This window comes from Paenibacillus sp. cl6col, from assembly GCF_900102125.1.
Classification (GTDB): domain Bacteria; phylum Bacillota; class Bacilli; order Paenibacillales; family Paenibacillaceae; genus Paenibacillus_B; species Paenibacillus_B suaedae.
Map to the genome: position 1 here is coordinate 553,961 of NZ_FNAZ01000001.1, position 23,586 is coordinate 577,546.

The window sequence follows — 23,586 nt, forward strand, 5'->3', positions numbered from 1 at the left end:
GCTCATTTCAAGAGGAGGCTATCATCCATGTCCATTCCAAAACATCGCCGGGAAAACGCCGATAAAATCCGCAAGCAAACACCGCATGCGCATGGCAAGGTGAAATCATTCAAGGAGCTTGTTGAGGAGTAACATGCATGATAAGGGGCGACTTGAGCATTTCGCTTATCTTGTAATGATGCAGCGAAGCTTAGTCCCCCTCCTTCTCCCTAATGGTATGAAAATTGTATCGTTTCACAAAGAATGAATTGATTTGAAGGCTGATTTTCCTTCTAGGTGCATAAGCTTGCATGGAGAGGTTTTCATTGTACGCAGATCGCAGATACATCGTACGTAAAGTCTGAAGATTGGAAACTTACTTCTCTGGATTGTTCTCTGATTGTTCTTTCATACGTGCGAATACGAATTCATAGCTGTGGTTGCCATGATTCAAGGATCGCTTAACACGGGAAATGGTAGCCGTGCTTGCATTCGCCTCAGCTTCAATCTCACTGTATGTGTTATGGTTGTGCAGCATCTTCGCAACCTGAAAACGCTGAACCATCGTCTTAATTTCATTTACTGTGCACAAATCATCAAAGAAAGCATAGCACTCTTCAATCGTCTCCAAAGATAAAATCCCTTGGAAAAATTCATCTAACGCTTTCCCCTGCAGCTCTTCTATTAACATATGTTTACCTCCTTGAGTACTGACTGGCTGATTTCCAATCTCATCATGTTGAAGGTGGGATTAGAAGGTCATTCATATGACATATCCAGTTATGTGATTTTTTTCTCCAAGTATCTGAAATAGGTATAACATATTATAGCATTATTTTTCATTAGTAATTAATACCACATATTTCATAAGAAGAGCAGCACCTTCCATAGAAAAAAAGCTGGCTCTATGCACCAACTTTTCTTCTTATCGTTTGCGATTATGCTGCTTTGGAAGCTTTGGAAGCTTTCGTAGATTTTCCCAAGAAACCGTACAAAATGTTGAGAAGCGGTGCAACAATACAGAAAATAGCGAACGGCAAATATTCAAGTGTCGATACGCCGAGTGTCCCTGTAATAAATACCCCACTGACGCCCCAAGGAATGAGCGCATTAAAAGCTGCTCCGCCATTGGCGAGTATTCTCGTCATTTCCTTGCGTCCCACATCAATCGCATCATACTGAGACTTGAACGCTTCTCCCGGTAAAATAATGGACAAGTACTGCTCTCCAAGGAGAAGGTTAATCCCCATCGAGCTAAGCGCCGTCATCAGAATCAGCTTTCCTTTTGTGCTAACAAATGAAGAGATGCGAGAAATAATCGTTTTGATGATGTTCAATTCTACCAACAGCCCGCCTAATGATAATGCAAGCAAAATAAGGGATACAGACCACATCATGCTCTGGATACCGCCGCGAGACAACAGCTTGTCCACGCTCTCAACGCCTGTGTGCGCAATATAACCATCCTGCATCAGCTTAGATAGGCTTGCCAAGCTTGTTTCTGGGTGATAAATAAACAGAACTCCGATGGTAAAGACAATGCTTAGCAGCAAAGTCGGGATGGCCGGAATCTTGCGCCATGCACATAAGAAGAGTACCAATACCGGAATCAAGGTCCATGCAGATACGGTAAATGACGAATTCAAAGTTTGAACAAGTTCATTGATTTGTTCGCCTGTCGTCAACACCTTCGCGTGACCTACAATTCCAAAGAACAAAAGCGAAATCAGGAAGGCGGGAATAACAACTCGCAGCATATAACGGATATGTTCGAACAAGTCAACCTCACCAATGGCCGAGGACAGGTTCGTTGTATCCGATAAAGGCGAGACGTTGTTTCCTAAGAATGCACCTGAAATGATTGCCCCGGTCGTAATGGCGGGATGGTATCCCATAATCTGTCCCATTCCGAAGAAGGCAATACCTACAGTTGAGATCGTAGTGAATGAGCTCCCTACTGTAATACCAACGACTGCACAAATGATAAAAACAGAAGGCAAAAAATATTTAGCGGACAAGATGCCAAAGCCATAAACCATAATCGTCGGAATTGTTCCTGCTGCAATCCACACGCTGATTAAGGCTCCAATTAGCATAAAGATGAGAATAGGGATTAATCCGGGTGTAATGCCGTTCGATATTCCTTTGTGAACGCGATCCCAAGATATGCCCTTTATTTTAGCGAAGACGATAATAATCCCCAAGGAGAATAGTATCGGAATTTGTGGATCCATGCTTAAGCCGATAATACAAGCTCCTATAATGGCTAATAAAACAACTAAAAGAAATAGGCTTTCTTTCAGTGTAACCTCTTCTTTCTTCATATAAGCCGAACTCCTTCATGACCAATTATTGCAATGCTGCGCTCGCAAATGGGGTCTATAGATTGGACATATACCTGCTGTGTTTAGCAATTCATGCGTTGTTCAGCCTTATTGTACGCACCATGCCATACAGGTCCTACAAATTGATTAAGCGCGAATCCGCCTCCAATGCCTGCTGTAACGAATTGCTTCGCTGTAGCTACTGCATCCTTGACCGACATCCCCTTCGCAAGACCAGCAGCGATAGCCGCCGCAAATGTACATCCTGCACCATGATTATGGTTCGTATCCAGCTTCTCTGCTTCGAACAATGTGAACGATTGACCATCGAACAGCAGATCAATAGCCTTCTGATCTTCCAATGTCTTGCCACCCTTAATGACTACGTGCTGTGCTCCAAGCTCATGAATTTTGGTTGCAGCTTCCTTCATATCCTCAAGCGTGCTAACTTTGCGAATTCCCGCAAGCTGTCCCGCTTCGAATAAATTGGGCGTCACAACCGTTGCTCTAGGAAGCAGAAGCTCTCGAATGGCTTCACCGTTTTCCGGTTGAACAACTTCATCCTCGCCTTTGCACACCATAACAGGGTCGATGACGACATTCGTGATGTCGTGCTGGTCAATAACCTCTCTAAGCAGTTCGATCACAGGAATGGAACCGAGCATGCCTGTCTTCATCGCATCTAGTTTGCCCCCAGATAATACGGTTTTAATCTGATTGCGAACAAGTTCAGGATCAATCGGATATACGGCATGATGCCAGTTGTTATCCGGATCCATCGTAACGATGGAAGTAATGGAAGAGAAGCCAAATGTTCCGTATTCTTCAAACGTTTTCAGATCCGCTTGTAGTCCAGCGCCGCCGCTAGAGTCCGAACCTGCAACCGTTAATACCTTTTTGATGTTTGTCATATCCAGCACTCCTTGGATAAAGAGGAATGCGCAACAACCGAAGATTGTTACGCATTCCATTTTATAAATTTGAAACTTACATTTCGTACAAGTAGATTTTTTCCAGCTTGTCTTGAATAGCTTTCTCAATCTTAAGTGCATATTCTTCGAATACGTCTTTGTCATGAGCATATGGAGACAAGGCACAAGCACGAAGGATTGTAACTTTTTCAACACGATCCCATTCTGCTCTGCTGAATCCAAGGCTGTTGACGAATTCCAATGGGCTGTTGCCATAGTCAGGAATTGCAAAGTCTGTATGAGAAGTGATGAATTCGTTGTTATACAATCCGCCCTTCACATAGGAAGCGTAATTGAAGAATTCATGGTTCAATTTGTTCATTTTCTCCAAGTCTGTGTTGCCTTCTTCGTTAAATACATAGTCAACCATGTTGAAGTCTGGTTTAGTCAATGGATGAAGTTTAATCACTTTGCCATTAACGTTGAATGTTCTTTCCTTCAAGAAGTTGTAGAAGCGATAAGCGCCTTCGATGCTTGCGCCCATCAACTTACCAAAGCCTGTAACGTTAAGCGGCAATACTTTGTGTGCTGTCCATACAGCAGCTGCTGTTGCACCTGCTTTGGAACCTTCGAGAATGTACGCGCCGAGCAATGCTGGGATATCTGCACCCTTCTCGAACACGTATGTTGCGAAGTAAGAGATTGCATCGCGCATTCTGATATCTTGAATAACGATTGCACCTGCAGAGTAAGGGATATAGCCCATTTTGTGCGGGTCAATTGTAATGGATTCAACTTGGCTCATTGCTTTGAAGGCTTCATATACGTCTTCAGTAAGCCATTCGTCCTTCAAGCTCATATCTGTGAAGACATTGTGTTTCTTGAATACTTCATTAATTTTGTTATATTCGATGAATTGATCGTTTTCATCCAAGAAGATGGAACGTGCATATCCGCCGTATGCTGCATCGACATGGATATAGAAGTAAATGCCTTCCTTCGCCAATTTTTCACGAAGAGCAACCATTTTATGAATATGGTCGATTTGACCTTCTTCTGTACTGCCGACTACGCCGACAACCCCAAGGATTGGTGTATTTTCTGCTGCCAGTTCACGAATGCGTGTTTCCAGCTTTTCAATATCCATGTGATAGCTGCTGTCTACATCGATTGCTTCAACAGCATCCAAGCCGATACCGATAATGTCGGCTGCTTTCAACCAGGAATAGTGTTTTGTTTGTGGAATCAACCATTTACCAAGCTTGTCCAAATAACGGCCGCTGCGTGCGGATTTTGCTTTGATATCATCCAATTTGTCTTGAACTTTGTCCAAGATGTCCATAATTTCATTCGTAGGCATGTTGAGCAATTCCCATTCGGATTTGCCTTCTACATGCTCAGGTGCAACTTCTTTAATTGCAAGCGGCAAGGACTTGATGTTACGTGCATACCAGAGACCTTCCAAGTTCGCGATGGAACCATCGGCACAGATGTGGCCCCAGCTATGTCCTTCGCGATAGCTCATCATTTTGCACAATTGATGTCCAACTTCTTCTTCCATTTGGGATGTACCCGGAGAAGATTCATAAGCTACGTTGTTACCATTCCATAGCATTGCTGCTGTATAAGCGATAATCGCAGGCATCAATGTTTCAGAGTTCATATGACCCCAGAAGCGTCCTGCTGTATGCCAAGGCAAGGATTCGGAACGAAGCTTGGAAGACAATTGATCGAATACGCTGCGCATATGGTCTGCAGTATTTTGGAAGCTCTCAGAGCTCTTATCGAAAGGAGAGATGACTGGCAAATCTTGCGGTTGATAGTTTTGTCTCCAGCCAACATGCTCGTCCACAATTTTATTCAATACTTCTTTGAAGAGATTAACGTTTTCGCCTTTAGAACCAAGGAATAATGCTTTCAAGTTAATTTCCGGAATTTGATAGTTCATGTTCTATTCCTCCCGTGATGTATAAATGAATTGAATGTGATGAAACGAATTGATGAAGCACTTAATTTGTGAAACTATTCACTCTTTTTCCAGCTTGGCTTCTTGAATTTATATATGATAAGGGCGATGCCCACCATAACAATTGTTGCGCCTACTTGATAAATGATATAACCCGTTGTTTGGCTTGGTTCGAGAATAGATGGTGGAATCAAGCTAACAACCAATGTAATGCCTACGCTCAACAAGGCCAGCAAAGCTACGAACCACATCAAGCCATTGCCTTTGCTGCCAAGTCGGAATGGTCTTTCGACTTCAGGCATTTTGTAACGAAGACGAATTGCTGAAATTGCGATAAAAGCATATACGAGACAATAGAGAATTGTCGTTGTAATTGTGATAATCAAGAACGCACTGTTTACGTCAGGTACTACGATATAAAGAACGGAAACTAACGAGATAACAATCGCTTGAATCAATACGAACGAAATTGGAATACCTTTTCCATTTCTCTTTTGGAAGAATGGCGGCAAGTTACCATCTTCTGCGACCTTGATCATCGATTTACTTGGTCCAAGTACCCATGCACTAAGCTGAACGAGTACACCGATCAAAATCATTGCCGAGATAATATTAACGAAAATTGATGGAATGCCTAAGTCTTCACAGAAGATCAGGTAAGGCTGCGTAATGTTCGCAAGCTCCATTTTCCCCATTGGAACACCGTTTGCTACAGTAAGACCTGCAATCAGGTTGAAAATAACCAGCAAGATAACGGAAGCGATAACTGCAATCGGATAGTTGCGTTTCGGATTTTCGATGTTATTCGCATGTACAGAAGAGATCTCTACACCAGCGAAGATAAAGATGATACCGGACAAGAATGCCAAGCTTCCCAAATCGCTTAGATTCGGCAACAAATTGCTTGCTTTGAAGTCAGCCAAGTAACCTTGTGGGTTAATGCCATTTTTGAACATGTACATAAGACCCAGGATTACGAGAATAACGAATGGGATATATACCCCGATAATTGCGCCCCAGTTACCTGCAATTTTGACCATATCGAACTTCAAGTTCAATAATGTAACGCCCCAATATGAAATCAGGATAACTGCGAATATGAAGTAATTGTTTGATGATAAATCGGGAACATTAATGACGTATCCGAATAGAACCCCTACTGTGGATGCGACCATTACCATCCCGAAGAACATTTGTACCCATAAGAGCCATGAGGTAACGAAGCCCCATTTCTCGCCTAAAGCGTTTTTAACCCATACTTGCGGTCCGCCCTCTTCAGGGAACCCTGTTGACAGCTCGGCTGACATCAACGCGATTGGCAAGGCGAACAATACGGCTGCAACCAACATATAAAAGATTTGAGTCCAGCCGGTGGCGGCAAGTGTCGGCACACTACGAACAGTACCGAAGAACGCCATCGTAATCCCAATTAACCCGAATAGCGTCAACTTTTTTGAATTGGCCATTGATCTATCCTTCTTTCTCTCAGTTGTCTAACCTTTTCAATCTTCCTAAATTATTCAAATCAATGAATAAGGTATGAATTGAAACTATAGGAATGCAATTGAAACGCTTCGAGCTCACCCCTTGATGATATGAAATTATTTATATAGTTTTGTTAATCGATTAACTTGCACCGTCAGTATACGCCTCATTTTTTTGTTCTGTCAATTCGATTCAACACCTTGTCACATAAGGTTTTTTCGTCATTTTCCAGAATCTTGTTAGCAAATACTTTAAAGCTTTTTCCAGCAATTCGATGAAGGCTTTAAAGGTTTTTCGCTTCTATAGGTAAAAGCATTTCCAGGGTGAAATAGTGAATATAAATGCGGTAAATAGTATTTTTATATATACATCAATTCATCTTCTCTATCATTTATTTATTGATATTGAACACACATCCTTTCTATCATGAAATAAAAGCACACTTGGGGATTGGTTGCCTACTAGACGATATCACTATCATGCGTTGGGGAAGTTGTTCTTATTCCCTAAGGTTGAACGTAATTGAGGGCAAAACTGGATTGGGGAACAAAGAGTGAAGAAAATACAAAAGGGAATACTTATACATGCTGGGGAATATGTTTACCGGCTTGCTGGAGTAAGGGAAACCTCTCAGAAATAGATAATACCCTCTCTATTTCTATTTTTTATCAAATTCTACTCAAATGCTTGAAGTACGTAGACACAAACGCAGAGGATTAATTTGGTAAGTAATTATGTTGAAATCGGCTATTTCTTATATCAATACATGTACCCTTTCTTATTTTCCTATGATAATCCTCATATTTTAGTTGTGAAATATATCATAGCCAAACATTTCAATTTTTGATCTTTTTTTTGCCTTTATGGATTAATCCGCTCAATCTGCGTCAGAAAGTGTATAATTTCTCTTCAACTCCCACTTTTTTGAACCAAGCAGCATTCATTGGTGACGTTCCGTACAAAGAAAGGACTGGATTTTGTCTCAATCCAGTCCTTCAAACTTCTATTATCTATCTATAAATTAAATGATGACTCTATTTCTTAGGATGATGATCTATTTGAGCCGTATCCCAGGATACCAATCGAGCATGATTTCGAATGCAGCGTTCGCTACTATATCTTCTGTTCGGTACTCGCTCAAATCATATACAGGATCAGGCTTCAACTTCTCCATATATTCCTTCATCACTCTGCTGTATCCGATTAATCTGCGAGAAGGGAGTAGGGTACTTGGCTCACTACTCTCCAACCTTCGTTGTCCCCTATTCACTACAAGCTTGTCCAAGCCTTCGTCCATCTTTTGAACAGTCGCCTGCTGATCGCCCTTTGGGTTCACAACCTTCACGTTCACGGTCACATGGTCTACAGATTCTTTATCCAAAGCTCTGCACCATAGAGACAACCACGACTCTGCCTTAATATAATACCTGCCTTGAAAATAACTCTTAATCGTTGGAAGCAGAATATGTAGCTTAGGTTGGCAACTCTCTTCATTTCGTATAATATCCAACATTCGAAAGTAGCCTAGCGATATCTGCTTTACCTGTTTATACTTGCATAATCGATTGAACGCAATCAGCATACGGTCAAGTTCTTCATTCAGTTGATTGAGAGCCACTTCGGTAATCCCGAGATCGAGCATAAGCCAATTGACTTGCATGTCCTGATTGATAGCCGATATAATGCGATGATTCAGTAAAGCACTTTGCAGCGATTTTTTCCACGATTCTGGCATTTGGTTATTCCGGCCCCCTAACTAAAGGAGATAAAGGAAAGAGAATAGCTGTAGCAGCTATTCTCCAAATTTCATGAGCAGCTATTCTCCCAATTTCACGAGGCTGTAGCTCTTTTTCCCTTTACGGATAATAATGAAGCGGCCATCGAAGGAATCGTCCACAGTAACTGTCATTTCCAGATCCGTTACTTTTTCTCCATTCATCGAAATTGCACCGTTCGCAATATCTTCACGCGCTTGACGCTTGGATGGTTCGATACCAAGATCAACGAGCCAGTCTACAATGTTTTTCTCTTCCTTAGAAGCATGGAATGTAGGCATATCTTTGAAGCCTTGCTCGATTTCATCTGCAGTCAGCGCTTTGATATCTCCGCTGAACAAGGCAGCTGTAATTTTCTGAGCTTGTACCAATGCTTCTTCGCTATGAACGAATTTGGTCATTTCTTCAGCAAGTACACGTTGAGCTTCACGTTTATGCGGCTCAGTTTGTACTTTCTCTTCCAACGCCTTGATTTGCTCTTGCGTTAAGAATGTGAAGAATTTCAGGTATCTAATTACGTCACGATCATCTGTGTTTGCCCAGAACTGGTAGAACTCGAATGGAGTCGTTTTGTTCGGATCGAGCCAGATTGCACCGCCAGCAGTTTTACCGAATTTCGTACCATCTGCTTTGAGCATCAATGGGATTGTCAAACCAAATGCTTTAGCTTCTGATCCTTCTTTTTTGCGAATCAAGTCAAGGCCGCTTGTAATGTTACCCCATTGATCCGCGCCACCGATTTGCAGTTGTACGTCTTCATTAACGAACAAGTGATGGAAGTCCATCGACTGAAGAATCTGGTACGAGAACTCAGTGAAGGAGATCCCCGTATCGAGACGGCTTGCTACGATATCTTTCGCCAGCATCGTGTTGACGCTGAAGTTCTTCCCGTAGTCGCGAAGGAAATCAAGAATTGTTACGTTATGAGTCCAATCGTAGTTGTTCACCATGCGCAGGCCAGTGTCGCCTTCGTTCAAGAACAGCTTCTTCATTTGCGCAGTCAATGCATCTACGTTATTTTGGACTTGATCCATCGTTTGCAGCGTACGCTCTGTTGTACGGCCGCTTGGATCGCCGATTGTCCCTGTTGCTCCACCAATCAAGATCACCGGACGGTGTCCTGCAAGCTGGAATCTCTTCAGCATCATGAATGGAATCAAGTGTCCGATATGCATGCTGTCCCCAGTAGGGTCAACACCACAGTATAATGATATCGATTTCTCGCTTGTTAATTTACGCAAACCTTCAGCATCTGTCTGTTGATTAATGGCACCGCGCCATTCCAATTCATCGATAATGTTCATCATTGTGATTCAGCTCCTTGGTGTGATTTTATATTTGATAATTGAGAATGTAAGTTCAAAACGCTACCTTTAAGGTTCAGAAAAACAAAAAAATCGTCTCCTTGTCTATTGTAGACATAGGGACGATTAATTAACCGTGTTACCACCCAGCTTGCATGAACAGTGCTGCAGCCACTATTCATACCACTCTCGGCAATGATATCGATTGCCAATCCGCTTAGCGTTACCTAAGAACCTCCAGAGTGTAATTCGCAATTCATTGTGTGTACCAGGTCGCATCAACCCCTGGCTTTCTGAGAACAGTGACAACATTGCTACTTCGCTCTTTCATCGGGTTATTCAATATTAGATTACTGACAATCATAGTGCTATTCAAATGGTTTGTCAACATTATTAATTTGAATATTAAAAATAGGAGGCAACTAAATTAAAAATCAATTTATAAATTGAAAGCAATGTAAATATCCAGAATGAACTGCAAACCTGCCGGATTCGGTTTCGGTGGATTAGGAACCAAGTAATTGGTTCCCTCAAATGAGACAACAATACTGACTACCCTGTCTGCATCCAGAGCCTCAACAGTAAACAGAGTAGAATATACGCGAGTGCTTTGCCAGTTATAAGGTTCTATCTCTGTTAATCCTGTAGCAGGTATATTGGGGGTTCCCGCTACCAATACAAGTTCATCTAACCCATCTGGTTGAGGAGCTGCTTTTACAAACTGATTGTTTATCAACTCAAAAAGCTCAATTTTTGCTTCCATCGCATTATCGGCAAAAGCAATTAATGTAACAGCGAATGCCTCAGTTGTGCCGCTTGGAATGCTTCTCCCAGCAGACGCAGCGCCAAAAGCTACCGTCTGTCCATCTGATGTTGTTTGATCCCAAATGTATTCAGGATTGGGATTATCCCCGAAAGGGGGAAGATTATCATTATCATATTTTTGGATTAATGGCCAGACCGGATTCAGATATCTGGGAACCGTAACTGGATTAGCTCCTTGTCCATTTGCTGCATTAAATGCAGCTTGAGCCATGTTAATACCAAGAAAAACGGTAGACGCATTACTGGTAATCCTTTGAAAAGCAATAAGATTAGCCATATTAAACATCACCTTTCCCTGTTAGATTGGGTGATTGAGAGCAGCGAAAAATAAAGAGATCATGTACACTCCTACATGCTATGTGTGTATCCCTGTAATTGTCTGTGTTTGTGTGCAGAACTCGTCATTGATCGCGAAGGATTCAATGCCTTTCGGACGGAAGAAGATTTTGATTGGAATCCCATACCGTAGTCACTGTAACTGGGTCTATACCAAAGATGGTCAACCGACGTCTATTTCAAACTAGACAACGTCCTTTGATATAGTTTCAGCGATCTCCGTACCGCATCAAGTTAAATGTCAGCGAATCTTTTTACGATTCAGCTCCAATTTGATCATTCCAAAGATGATGCAGCTATTACCTTAGGCTTAAGCTAGTATCTAGCGGGCCGCAGAGCTGGGAATATTGAATGCGGTACCTTCTTTTCATGAAAGGCCAGCTTACGCGTGAACAAACCTTCGTGATGCTAGCTAACTTCTTTCAATGGCTAAGTGAAAAACTTATAAATATTTGAACGTAGAGCTCATGAAAATACCGTCAGGATGATCCCTGACGGTATTTTGGGTTCTGCGCGTATTCGTTACTTATTCAACATCAAATAAAGCATCTTCGAGATATCCGCTCTCGTCACCGAGCCGTGCGGATCGAAACGGTTGTTTGATTTGCCATTAATGATACCCGCTGCTTGCAGCTTCGTCACTGCATCCTTCGCCCAGCCGGCAATGCTGCTCAAGTCAGCAAATGCTGGCACGGTGGATGATCCCGCAAGTGGCTTCTTCATGTATTCTGCCATTTTGTTTAGAATCACTGCCGCTTCTTGGCGCGTAATCGGCTCTGTCGGACGGAATTTACCGTTGCTGCCCTGTACCAATCCCAGTTCAGCCGCTTTGCTCACATAGCCTGCATAGTAACGGTCTGCAGTTACATCCGCGAATCGTGTCTGTCCTTCTACTGCTTGGATACCCAGCGCACGGATGACAAGCGTCGCGAAATCCGCTCTCGATACATTCAGATTCGGACGGAATTGGTAATTCTCCATCCCCGTAATGATATTCTTCGCAGCCAGCTTGAGGATGTATTCGTCAGCCCAACCACCCGTTAAGTCTGCGAACTGCTTGTGCAGTTCGAGCGCAGCGAATTGCGCCAGTTGATCCGTCGAGAAGCTAATTGTGCTCCCATCGAACGTACCAGCGATCATCTCTGCTTTGCCATCGACCAGACGATACATATTCGCGTAATCTTTCTGCAGCTGCTTCATTTGCTCTGCCGTTAGCGTACGCTTCACGGTAATCGGACCGCTGAATTGCTGAACCGCCGTCTCTGTCTTTCCTTTGACCGTTACTAGCTTGAGCGTGAATACTACGCCTGTCGACTTCAGTTCACCGTTCGAGCTGATTGCCGCATTGATTGCCGTCTGGATCGAGGAATTCATCGTCGGATCAATATGAAGCACGATGCGATCCGCATCTGCGATGCCATTCGGCAAGGAAGCTGCCGGAATCGTCACGGTAAATCCAGATCCCACAATTTCAATACTCAATTTGCGCTCTTTCGCTTTTCGCACACCAGCCGCATCCAACACGAGCTGAGCCGCTTGTTCCGAACCCGCTGCCTCGAGCTTAATCGCCACTTTGCCGTGCTCTGCTTCATTGACTGCTTTTTCAAGCGCAGCGCGATCTACCGCATAAGCGCCATCCGCGCCCGGTTTAATGCTCATAACCCCTTTGTCCGAAGAAGTCTCCGGCTTAGGCTGAGGTTTTGGATCAGGCTTTTGTTCTGGCTTTAGATCTGGTTTCGTAGTACCAGGGCCTGGATTAGGATTACTCACCTTACCTGTATAGAAGCCCCAAATATCCGATAACACTTGACCGCTGTTGCCGTCTTCTGCCTTCGTATACCATTGATAGTAGCTATCGCCTTGGAGCCCGCTCCAAGTAAAAGCTGCCTGCTGGCCGCTCTTCACGTTATTCACTTTGCCGATCGGTAATTCACTATAGACCTTCACGCCGATGTAGTCGGTTGCGACGCGTTTGATCTTCGGCTGTAAATCCAGATCCAGCGAGAACTCGTCTTTGCCAGGATAGAACTCAGAATCATAATAGTTATAATCGTCCAAATACGGCGAATACGTCTTGATGTGAAGCTTGTTGTTCTTCATGTCGAACTGCATCAGACGGATATAGCCGAGACCGCCTTCTGGCGCGCCTTGATAGTCCGCGAGCATCTGATAGACTTTGCGCTTCTCGCCGTTGTCGTCCTCCAGCTCATCGATCTTCAGCTGCGCATCGTGATAGTGTCCGGACAATGCCGCGATGACGTTCTTGTTCGGCTTAATGACCTTCTCGAAAATCTTATCGGCAATCGGGGCACGGTTATTGGATACGAGCATGTATTCATGCAAGCACAAGATTGCCTTACGCTCCGGATATTTCGCCACGACCTCATTCATCCAGTCGATTTCCTTATCACCCAGGCCCCAGCCCATATAGACGATGATAAAATCATTGCCTCCGGCCGAAACGAGATCGTAGTGTCCGCGATTGTTCTGATAGGACTCGCCGTACGTTGGCATATCCTTGAATCTCTGTTCTCCGAAATACTGCCAGTACTTCGTATAGTCGTTGTCTTGGTGACCAACATCATGGTTACCAGCAAGCACGCCGTAAGGAATGTTGGCATCTTCCAACACCTTCATATCCTCATCCGCTTCCTGCCATTGATACTCTTGATAGGATTTATCGACGATGTCTCCCGTATGGATGACATATTTAATATTGTTGCTCTCTTTGTTATCCTTCACCCAATTCACGATTTTCTTGTAAATCTGAGGATAACTCTGCGAGTAGTACTGCGTATCCGACATCCATACGAAGGAGAAATCATACGGATCTTGGGCCGTATCAGACTTCAGTTCCTTCATCTCCGCGATCTCATCTTGCACGATGATCTGGATTGTCTGTCCCATTGCATAGTCTTCGACTTTAACCGTGGACTTCAATTCGAAATCCTCTGTGCCTGCAATGCGGGTAACGAGCTGCACCCATTTCTTCGCGCTCTCGTTCCAAGCATACAAGCTGACTTTACGTCCTTCGATCGATTTGCCCTTCCAGACGATATCGACGCGGTCTGTCTTCTGGACCGCTAGGTCAAGCTTAATCTGATAACGTTGGTATGGGAATTGCTCCACTGCGTCATTGACTAAGTAATCGCCGTCTTCTGCGCTGATCTTACGGTAATCCTCTACCGTTAATGTCTGCTCTCCTTCCGGAATCATGACTTTCGGCGGTTCGGTATCGGATGCGTTCATGAAGCCTGTGAATCCTTCTGCAGTGCGGTTGCCATCATATTGGAAGCCTCTGTAGAACGTGACGTTCATCGGATCATTCGTCGGATCCTGCACTTTCACCTTCAGACCCACGCTGCCGCCCAATTCGGATTGACCTTGCATTGGCGCGATCAATTCCGGCTGCAGCGGATTTTCCTCCGGCGTCGTGAATGTGACCGTGCGCTCCGCTTGATTACCCACCTTATCGGATGCCGTAATCGTCAGCGTGTGCTTGCCCGCCTTCATGCTGCCGGAAGATAAAGCATAGGGAAGCTTAATATCTTGGTTATCCAGCTTCACGATCACTTGGTCAACGCCGGCAAGCTGGTCTTTGATCTCCGCATCCAGATTGAAATTGCCGCGGTACTGCTTGCCTTCTTCAACATTCGGCTTGATCGAAGGCGGCGTATTGTCTATCGTGACATTCGCCGTCACGGTAACATTTTTGCTATCGGTCACTATCACTTGATGCGCGCCGTCCACCGCTTTGGTCGTATCCCAAGCATAGGCGTGCGACTGGAAGTACTTCGCATCCAGATTGAAGTTGAAGCCGATTCCTTCCATTTTTCCCGGGCTGTCGCCGATCTTGATTTCTTTCCCCTTCACGTAGAGTGGATCCCAAATCTCAGTACCGTCCGCCAGCATTAAGCGTACGTTTCGTACTTCGAAATCGTCTTTATTCTCTTCCTTGCGGTCATCGAATGGGCTTGTCTTCGAACCTGCACGAATATAGATCACGTTATCCGCACCAATATGGAAGCGGCTCGCATCGATTTTAAAAGTCAATGTCGTATACGTCGGGATCGGATCCATGAACGTATAGAGGATCGTCTTATCCTTCTCGCTCTCCGGCCCCATCGTGACGGCATTCTTGAAATAATAGTCCACGTTCTTCGCTTCGAAGACGAAGTATGCATCGTGCTCTAATGCATCGAACGAACCTTGTGTAATCGCTTGGCCGTCTACGCTTAACTTCAACGTATTCGCAGGCGCTGTCTCCGACGTCCCTTTCAACGTCTTCGTACCGTTCACGATATCCCCGTTCTTCACGTTGAGACGGAGCGGATCATGACCCGGCTTGCCGGCGATGTCCACCTTGGCCTTTGCCGTCTCCACCTCATTTGTACCGTCAGATACCATGAAATAATATTCAATATACTTGCTGCCGATCAGCGTAGCTGCAGGCACGAGATAATGATACAACGAATCAGTGAAATTCTGCGTCAGTGCATAACCGGTATAATCCGCTTCTTTGTCCGTCCGGATAAAGACTTTTACTGTCGCCACTTGCCTCTCATCATCCGCAAAAGCTTTCAGATCAAGGTTCTTCGATTGCTCGACCGACGTTATGCCAGAGCGGTCTTCTGCCTTTGGCGGCGTCGTGTCTTGCTCGACATGCACAGGCACGGCCGGAACGAGCTCCGGATCGATCACGCCAGGAGCAGGCGCCGCGAGCCCGGAACTTGTCTTGATCATCGTGATGCTGCCGTCCATTGGATATTTGAATAGAATCGCTTTGTCTTCCTTGGTCTCGTCACTCACGCCGCCTTCATATACGGTCGTTGCGTCATAATTGGCATAAGAAATTTCTTTGCCCGTGTTCGTCTTAATGACGATACCACGGCGACCCGAATTCGCCATGCCGTCACTCATGATTACGAACAAGTTCGCATCCTCAACCAAGTTCGTCTTGTGGAAGTTGTTGAAATCCGCAGCCGTATAGCTATTGTTCGCGCCGTTCTTAATCCAGAACACAACCGACTGCTGAGAAGGAATCATGAAATCTTCTTTGGTCGTAGGCCATTTCAAATCAGCTTCCGGTCCATCATCAGGATATCGATAGTTGACCTTGTAGTTCTTAAAATCGATCGGTGAATCGGTATTGTTGTACACTTCAATCATTTCGAATGCGTCCGATGACGTGTTCGGCACGTTCGTCGTGTTCGGAACGATCTTCGTTACGAGCAATGACGGCACCTTCGCCGCGTTAAATGGCGGGATATTGACATCCACGGTATAGCTCTTCTCGACGTCTTTCACACGAATGGTATAATCTAGCGTGGATTCGACGAACGCCTTCGCCGGAATGGTCACGCTATAATCATTGCCATCGGGTTGCAACTGCTTCATTGCCAGCAGGGTGTACTTCGCCTGCGATGGCGACTTGTACAGCAGCTCCACTTTGTCAATTTTGACTTTATCCGGATTGTTCAGCTTCGCAGTAATGAGCAGATCCTTCGCATCGACTTGCTTCGCCGAAGTATGCTCGATTTGAAGCTTGTCCCCTTGTACCGGCGGCAAAGATTCGATCTCAACCGCATATGTACCCGTTCGCTCCGGCTGCAGATTTCCGTCCACCGCTTCAATATAGTATTGAAGCAAATTGCCATCAAGGACCCCTTGGCCAGGAATCGTAGTAGTATGCTTCACTCCGTCAGCCGACGCCATCACTAGTGGCGTATAAGCCGTCTGAACGTCTGTCTTATAGTAGACGGAAGCGGTAACTGAAGTCAGGTTGCCTGTGATGGATGCATCAATCGGCACATCTTGATTCACGAGCGTCTTGCTTGCCGGCACATGATCGAAATTTAGAGCCGTAGCAGTAGGCGGTTCCCCGATATCCGAAGGGAATGCCGGCACTTGAATCGCCTCAACGGTTCCTGGGGAAGCCGGTTGCGATTCCGCTGCGCCTACCATCGCCATATTCTTGCTTGCATCCATTGGATAGCTATAGTGAATGCCGAAATTTTCTTTGGACTTGGTTACCGAATAAGCCGCTTTGGCAATCTCGACACCGCCTAGCGTATGAATCGCTACGCTGCGTTCTCCCGTATTCGCCATGCCTCCGCCGGCATCAATCCGGAACAAATTCGTGTTTTCAATCAAATTGGACGTATATCCGTTAATTGTATAATTGCTATTAAATGCATCAGCCGTCTCGTTCGTATTACTGCCATTCATGATCCAGAGCACGATCGTCTGATGCGGCTTGATAATCACGGGAACTTTCTTATCCGTAAGCGACCAGTCATTGTTGCTGCCGTTGTTATACACGATTTTGTAATCTCTGAAGTTGATGTCTCGGTTCGTATTATTGTAAATCTCAATACTCTCATAGCCGTCGGCCGAATTCACATTCTTCGTATCTGGCACCAGCTCCGTAATTAATAGTTTCGGCACCTTAGTATAATCGAATCCAGGTGAAGCTTGCGCCAATGCAGGCTGCAGCACGCCAAGCAGCATGCTTCCCAGCAATGCCAGAGACAACCATTTTCTGCGTATTCGCATGTGATCTTTTCTCTCTCCTTTGTTATCTGTTACAGAATGGTAGATGTATTGCTACTGAATTCTACCCCCAAATTGTAATATCCAGGTCATCCCCATATGGAGTGTCTGTAAAAGAAAGTGAAAGCAAAAAAAAGGAATCACGCGATCTAGCCAGGGGGATGCACCATTTATTTAGAACAGAGTATTATAATAAATATAGTACCTTGACTGTCAGAGTAATATATCTTATTATGCAGTTGTGGAGGTGATTGTATGAGCGAGAACAAGATCACATCCGCCCTACTGCGCGGACATACGGATACGATGATGCTTATATGTTTGCAATAAGGGTGTATAAAAAGAGGGTATAAAAATTTTAACCGCCGAATGCTCGACACAGGCATCTCCCTAAACAAGGCGGTAGAGTAGAAACTGATTCAGAAGGAAAGTATTGAACAAAGAAAGATGATCGTATACAAAGCTGTAGACCAAAATGAGTGCCCCAGCAAATAGAGCTGAGGCACTCATCTTATAGAGTCGCTCATTGCGACATTTGAGGTTGTTGATCGGTAGAATTAGTGATACTACTCTCTTGCGCAATATGCTTCTTCCAAAGATAGATCGCATAAAACAATAAAAGTGCTACCTGCACGGGTAGTATAATAATTCCAGTTTCGATACTGCCTTCTGTCAGAAGTGAGATAAAGTCATGTGCGGCATGCCATACAATTACGAACCACAAGCTCTTCGTAATCGATACAATCTCCGCGAATACAATACCAACCAGAAAAGCATAAACAACCTGCAGTAAGCTGTAGCCAATATTTTGGCCACCAAATGCATTCGCCATATGTAATACCCCAAATATTACCGACGACCATATGATCGCCGCTTTAATTCCTTTTTCCCCTATGTACCTTAGAGCCAACCCCCTAAAATAGATTTCCTCATTGAAACCAATCGAAATCGTAAATAACAGGGTAAACACATATTGTACCGGACGTATTTCACCACAGAAGCCATACGCTACAATAGAAAGCACTTCAATTACGAGCAGCGGAATGTAAAACATAACCTTACTACTGCTCTTAGCCTCGCTATAACGGAATCCGTAATCATATAACGAAAACCGTGACTTCTTCATAATCATAAACCCAATAATGGCTGATACAGCGAGAAAAGCTGCCAATACTAACAAGCTATGATCATCGTCTAACCCGATAGCCTTCGTTACAGCGAAGCCGGTTGCTGTCATCAAAGTGCAAAGCAATCCTACAAGTATTGCCGCCCAGTATGGGTGTCTTATCGAAAATTCTGTCTTCATCAATACTCCTCATTTCGCTCATTAGTATTGTTAAGGAAATAACGCATACCTACCTTGGTATGAATGATGCAGCATTTCTCTGCTCTCCGCGGCGTGTCTCTGTAAGTTGATCCGGGATGGAGCTTCGGATTCGATTGAGCACTTGCTCGTATAGTGGTTTGCTTGAATCCAACGTGATTCACATTCCGCAACAATCATGTCATTCAATGAGCTCCTTCCTTTGGTGTATCATTTGTATGTAGTGTATTATATCACTTGATACACTTAATACAATAGGTAAATGAAAAAAATGTTAAAAATAATTCCTCAAACTGGATATATCAAGATAACTTCAGCTCCGTGTACAGGAATTCGATCACTGAGTTCAACAAAAAGAACAGCTATCCAGCGCTTGTGCGCGAATAGCTGCTTTGTCGATAACGGATAGGTTCACTTATTAACTGATTAAAACTGATCGCCTTGTCCACGAAGACGGGCCATTTGCTGCCAGACTGTACCAACAGCCTCTTCACCAGAACGGATGCGCTCAATCGCCATCTAGAATATGGCTGAGGAACATCTATATGCAGTAAAAGAAACCAATAAAAAAGAAGCCACTCAAACGTTCAGAGAACGAATGAGAAGCTTCTCATAATCAATGTAGATAATTTAGGCGCGGTCGACCATCTTCGAATTGCTTCGAAAATGATTCTATTACATCATGCCGCCCATTCCGCCCATGCCACCCATGCCGCCCATATCAGGCATGCCGGCTTTTTCTTTTTCTGGCTTGTCAGCGATAACCGCTTCTGTTGTCAAGAACATAGCTGCAACGGAAGCTGCGTTTTGCAACGCGGAGCGTGTTACTTTTGCAGGGTCAACGATACCTTGAACGATCATGTCAACCCACTCGCCAGTAGCAGCGTTGTAGCCTACGCCAACTTTTTCATTTTTCAAGCGCTCAACGATAACGGAGCCTTCTTGACCAGCGTTATCAGCGATTGTACGAACTGGGGACTCAAGAGCTTTCAGGACGATGTTCACACCTGTTTGCTCATCGTCAGATGCAGTTACAGCTGCAACTGCATTGTATACGTTCAGAAGCGCAGTACCACCACCAGCAACGATACCTTCTTCAACTGCTGCACGAGTCGCGTTCAAAGCATCCTCGATGCGCAATTTGCGCTCTTTCAATTCTGTTTCAGTAGCCGCACCAACTTTGATAACTGCTACGCCGCCTGCCAATTTAGCAAGACGCTCTTGCAGCTTCTCTTTGTCGAATTCGGAAGTTGTTTCTTCCAATTGCGTACGGATTTGGTTCACACGCGCATCGATGTCCGCTTTGTTGCCAGCGCCATCTACAACGATTGTGTTTTCTTTTGTTACGCGAACTTGGCGAGCAGTACCCAATTGATCGATCGTAGTCGATTTCAATTCGAGACCGAGCTCTTCTGTAATGACTTGGCCGCCAGTCAATGCGCCGATATCTTGCAGCATTGCTTTACGACGGTCGCCGAAGCCTGGTGCTTTAACAGCTACGCAAGTGAATGTACCGCGCAATTTGTTCAGAACCAATGTAGGAAGTGCTTCGCCGTCTACATCTTCAGCGATGATAACGAGCTGCTTGCCTTGTTGAACGACTTTCTCCAATACTGGCAAGATTTCCTGGATTGTAGAGATCTTCTTATCTGTGATCAAGATGTACGGATTGTCCAGAACAGCTTCCATCTTGTCAGTATCAGTGATCATGTATGGAGAGATGTATCCGCGGTCGAATTGCATACCTTCAACCACTTCAAGCTCTGTGTTGAATCCTTTGGATTCTTCGACAGTGATTACGCCATCTTTGCCAACTTTCTCCATCGCTTCAGCGATCAACGTACCTACTTCATCGTCAGCTGCAGAGATCGCTGCAACTTGAGCAATGTTTTGCTTGCCTTCGATCGGCTTCGCAATGTTGTGCAATTCTTCAACTGCTGCACGAACAGCCTTCTCGATACCTTTGCGAACTACCATTGGGTTCGCGCCAGCTGTAACGTTCTTCAAGCCTTCGCGAATCATCGCTTGAGCCAGAACTGTAGCTGTAGTTGTACCGTCACCAGCAACGTCGTTTGTTTTCGTAGCTACTTCTTTAACGAGTTGTGCACCCATGTTTTCGAATGCATCTTCCAACTCGATTTCTTTCGCGATTGTTACACCGTCATTCGTAATAAGCGGAGAACCGAATTTCTTCTCCAATACAACGTTGCGACCTTTTGGCCCAAGTGTCACTTTAACCGCATTTGCCAAAGCATCTACACCACGAAGCATCGCACGACGTGCTTCTTCAGAGAACAAAATATCCTTAGCCATTAGTGAAACCCTCCTCAATTCGTATCAATATGTTCATTCATTCATCTTCATGTATGTGATTCAGCGGTTCCCTCTCTGGAACGTGATCATGTGATTGCAAAATGAGCGCATACGCTCTCCGGCTCTATTCGCCGATTACTGCGTGGATGTCGCTTTCTTTCATAATCAAGTATTCTTTGCCTTCGAATTTAATTTCAGTTCCAGCGTATTTGGAGAACAGCACGCGGTCGCCTTCTTTTACTTCCAAAGCCACACGTTGGCCGTCTTTCCACACTCCGTTACCTACTGCCACAACTTTACCTTCTTGCGGCTTTTCTTTGGCAGTGTCCGGCAATACGATTCCGAAAGCTGTAGTTTCCTCCTTCGCAATTGCCTCGATCAATACGCGTTCACCTAAAGGTCTGATCATGAAAAATAGCCTCCTTTTAAACAAGAGTTATAAAGTGAAGAATCCGCTGCCCGATAGTACGGACAAAGGCTCCACAACAAAATTAGTAATGTGTTAGCACTCGATAGTGGTTAGTGCTAATAACAATTCTTATGATACTGATTTTAAGATTCGATTGCAAGGGGGTATTCGCTTAAAAATTTTTAACTTTTTATAACCCTTATGTCTCCAAAGCTTATAAAGACGGGCTGATTTCAACAAAAAATGCAGGTAAGGAAAAGTGCAAATCGAATCACACTCTCTCTACCTGCATTTATAACTTAAGCGATTGTCGCATCTGCTGATTCATCGAACTCTTTCTCCCAAGCAAGCTGTTCTGCTATCTGTTTGCGATATACAATCGAAGACAAGAACACACTTAACTCATAAAGGATGAGCAGCGGGATCGATACCAAGATATCCGAAATGACATCCGGCGGCGACAGCATCGTACCTAACACAATTAAGATAAAATACGCTAAACGGCGCATTTTGCGCAGCCGAAGCGGATTTAACAGCCGTATTCGTGTCAGGAACATGATTACAACTGGCAGTTCAAACAGCAGTGATATCGGGAGCAATATATTGAACATGAACGAGAAATATTGCGTAATCCCATACGTCGCTTGCAAATCCATGTGTTTATTAATACTAGAAGTAAACTCGAAAGCCATCGGAAAGACAACAAAATACGCAAATGACAGCCCTAACAAAAATAATACGAACACAAAGGGCACATAACGAAGAGCCGCTCGCCGCTCTATCACTCTCAAGCCGGGACTGACAAAAGCCCACAGTTGATACAGCGTAATCGGCAGTGTAATCGCCAAAGCAAAAATAAAGGCGAACTTCATATAAATATTGATGCCATCCCAGAGCGAAAATCCATGCAGCGGCATATTTTTGGCCGGCTCGACACTGCGCAGGTAGGTATAGATCGGATCAGCTAGTATAAGTCCGCCTACAAGTCCGATAACAAGCGCCACCAGAATAAGAACAATCCGTTTGCGCAGTTCGACAATGTGCTCGACCATTGTCATTTGGTCTTCCTTTTCTATCGACATTGCTACACCAGCCTGTTCATCACATTGTTGCAATCTTCGCTAGGCCACAGCCAAAAGGCCTGTCACCAGCGAAGCATTATTCCGGCAAACGCCGTTGTGATTCGGAATGAGTCGCCGACGCCGTAGGAGAAGGCTGTTCAGACTTCTCTACATCTACATGCTGCACTTCCTTGCGAACAGGCTTAGATTCTTCGTCATCGCCCATAATATCGCGTGCACCTGCTTTGAACTCCCGTAAAGTACGGCCAAATGCGCGGCCAAGCTCAGGAAGTTTATTGGGTCCGAACAATAACAAGGCAATAATCAACAGCAACAGAACACCAGAAACCCCGATTCCGTTAAACACCTTGTAATTCCACCTTTCATTGCCTCTATAAAATGAAATGCTATGATATACATCATAACATACTAGATATGTAGAAAATACCAATGAACTGTAACAAATTTATGAAAATCATTCCAAATTCGGCACACTACTCGAATTCGTCCGCACTGCTCAAATTCCCGCTAACCGCGTACAAAGCATGCGGCAACTGGTCGATAATCGCCAGCAAATGATCATGTACACCCTTTGGACTTGCAGGCAAGTTGATAATGAGTGATTTGCCTCTTATTCCACAGACTGCACGAGACAGCATTGCCTTGCGGGTTCGCTGCATAGCTGCGTACCGCATTGCTTCTGCCAATCCAGGAACTTCCTTATCAATCACCTTCATCGTCGCTTCAGGCGTCACATCACGCGGAGCTAATCCATTTCCTCCGGTGGTAATAATTAAGTCCGCTTGGAAGTAGTCAGCCATCTCAATTAATGATGCTGAAATATCATTGACCTCATCCGGCACAATCCGGTATTCTACAACCTCACCATGCAATTCTTCCTCGACTAGCTCACGGATAACCTGTGCGCTCGTATCCTCCCGTTCGCCACGTGAACCTTTATCACTTGCTGTTAATATCGCCACTTTCCAAAGCATGTCCATTCCTCCTTCCGCCATTCGCCA

At 44.5% G+C, this 23,586-nt stretch carries 16 protein-coding genes and 1 other annotated feature; of the genes, 1 reads left to right on the plus strand and 15 read right to left on the minus strand.

The window, feature by feature from the left end; genetic code table 11:
- Positions 1-27: 27 nt before the first annotated feature.
- Positions 28-132: a DUF6254 family protein gene (locus tag BLS15_RS29265; RefSeq protein WP_005543954.1), complete on the plus strand. Its 105-nt coding sequence runs from the start codon at positions 28-30 to the stop codon at positions 130-132.
- Between the two features lie 223 nt (positions 133-355).
- Here the strand turns inward: BLS15_RS29265 and BLS15_RS02380 are convergent, their stop codons facing one another.
- From BLS15_RS02380 to BLS15_RS02450, 15 genes are all read right to left on the minus strand, one after another.
- Positions 356-670: a YerC/YecD family TrpR-related protein gene (locus tag BLS15_RS02380; RefSeq protein ID WP_065291372.1), complete on the minus strand. Its 315-nt coding sequence runs from the start codon at positions 668-670 to the stop codon at positions 356-358.
- Between the two features lie 247 nt (positions 671-917).
- Entirely contained in the window at positions 918-2,303 is a 1,386-nt protein-coding gene (gene nhaC, locus BLS15_RS02385; protein WP_021254317.1) for a Na+/H+ antiporter NhaC, read from the minus strand.
- 83 nt (positions 2,304-2,386) lie between these two features.
- Positions 2,387-3,214, minus strand: a complete 828-nt coding sequence (gene pdxK, locus BLS15_RS02390) for a pyridoxine/pyridoxal/pyridoxamine kinase (protein WP_021254318.1) — start codon at positions 3,212-3,214, stop codon at positions 2,387-2,389.
- A 76-nt stretch (positions 3,215-3,290) separates the two neighbouring features.
- Positions 3,291-5,162: a tyrosine decarboxylase gene (tdc, locus tag BLS15_RS02395; protein WP_021254319.1), complete on the minus strand. Its 1,872-nt coding sequence runs from the start codon at positions 5,160-5,162 to the stop codon at positions 3,291-3,293.
- A 74-nt stretch (positions 5,163-5,236) separates the two neighbouring features.
- Complete coding sequence (gene tyrP / locus BLS15_RS02400) at positions 5,237-6,646, minus strand: tyrosine-tyramine antiporter (protein WP_021254320.1); 1,410 nt, start codon at positions 6,644-6,646, stop codon at positions 5,237-5,239.
- Between the two features lie 1,073 nt (positions 6,647-7,719).
- Positions 7,720-8,400, minus strand: a complete 681-nt coding sequence (locus tag BLS15_RS02405) for a protein rep (protein ID WP_021254321.1) — start codon at positions 8,398-8,400, stop codon at positions 7,720-7,722.
- Between the two features lie 81 nt (positions 8,401-8,481).
- Positions 8,482-9,744, minus strand: a complete 1,263-nt coding sequence (tyrS, locus tag BLS15_RS02410) for a tyrosine--tRNA ligase (protein WP_021254322.1) — start codon at positions 9,742-9,744, stop codon at positions 8,482-8,484.
- A 115-nt stretch (positions 9,745-9,859) separates the two neighbouring features.
- Positions 9,860-10,084, minus strand: a binding site (T-box leader).
- 99 nt (positions 10,085-10,183) lie between these two features.
- Positions 10,184-10,846, minus strand: a complete 663-nt coding sequence (locus tag BLS15_RS02415; protein ID WP_090509678.1) for a hypothetical protein — start codon at positions 10,844-10,846, stop codon at positions 10,184-10,186.
- Between the two features lie 581 nt (positions 10,847-11,427).
- On the minus strand, positions 11,428-17,460 hold the full coding sequence (locus tag BLS15_RS02420; RefSeq protein ID WP_090509683.1) for an S-layer homology domain-containing protein: 6,033 nt from the start codon (positions 17,458-17,460) through the stop codon (positions 11,428-11,430).
- A gap of 520 nt (positions 17,461-17,980) precedes the next feature.
- Entirely contained in the window at positions 17,981-18,763 is a 783-nt protein-coding gene (locus tag BLS15_RS02425) for a CPBP family intramembrane glutamic endopeptidase (RefSeq protein ID WP_090509687.1), read from the minus strand.
- Between the two features lie 693 nt (positions 18,764-19,456).
- Positions 19,457-21,094 (minus strand): chaperonin GroEL, encoded by a 1,638-nt coding sequence (gene groL / locus BLS15_RS02430; RefSeq protein WP_021254325.1) that lies wholly within the window; start codon positions 21,092-21,094, stop codon positions 19,457-19,459.
- A gap of 124 nt (positions 21,095-21,218) precedes the next feature.
- Positions 21,219-21,503 (minus strand): co-chaperone GroES, encoded by a 285-nt coding sequence (groES, locus tag BLS15_RS02435; RefSeq protein ID WP_021254326.1) that lies wholly within the window; start codon positions 21,501-21,503, stop codon positions 21,219-21,221.
- A 299-nt stretch (positions 21,504-21,802) separates the two neighbouring features.
- Positions 21,803-22,585, minus strand: coding sequence for a twin-arginine translocase subunit TatC (gene tatC / locus BLS15_RS02440; RefSeq protein ID WP_028531654.1), 783 nt, complete (start codon positions 22,583-22,585; stop codon positions 21,803-21,805).
- A gap of 76 nt (positions 22,586-22,661) precedes the next feature.
- Positions 22,662-22,931, minus strand: a complete 270-nt coding sequence (locus tag BLS15_RS02445) for a twin-arginine translocase TatA/TatE family subunit (protein ID WP_021254328.1) — start codon at positions 22,929-22,931, stop codon at positions 22,662-22,664.
- A gap of 127 nt (positions 22,932-23,058) precedes the next feature.
- The gene (locus BLS15_RS02450) at positions 23,059-23,559 is read right to left on the minus strand and encodes a MogA/MoaB family molybdenum cofactor biosynthesis protein (protein ID WP_028531653.1); all 501 of its coding nucleotides are present in this window, start codon (positions 23,557-23,559) and stop codon (positions 23,059-23,061) included.
- Positions 23,560-23,586 lie beyond the last annotated feature (27 nt).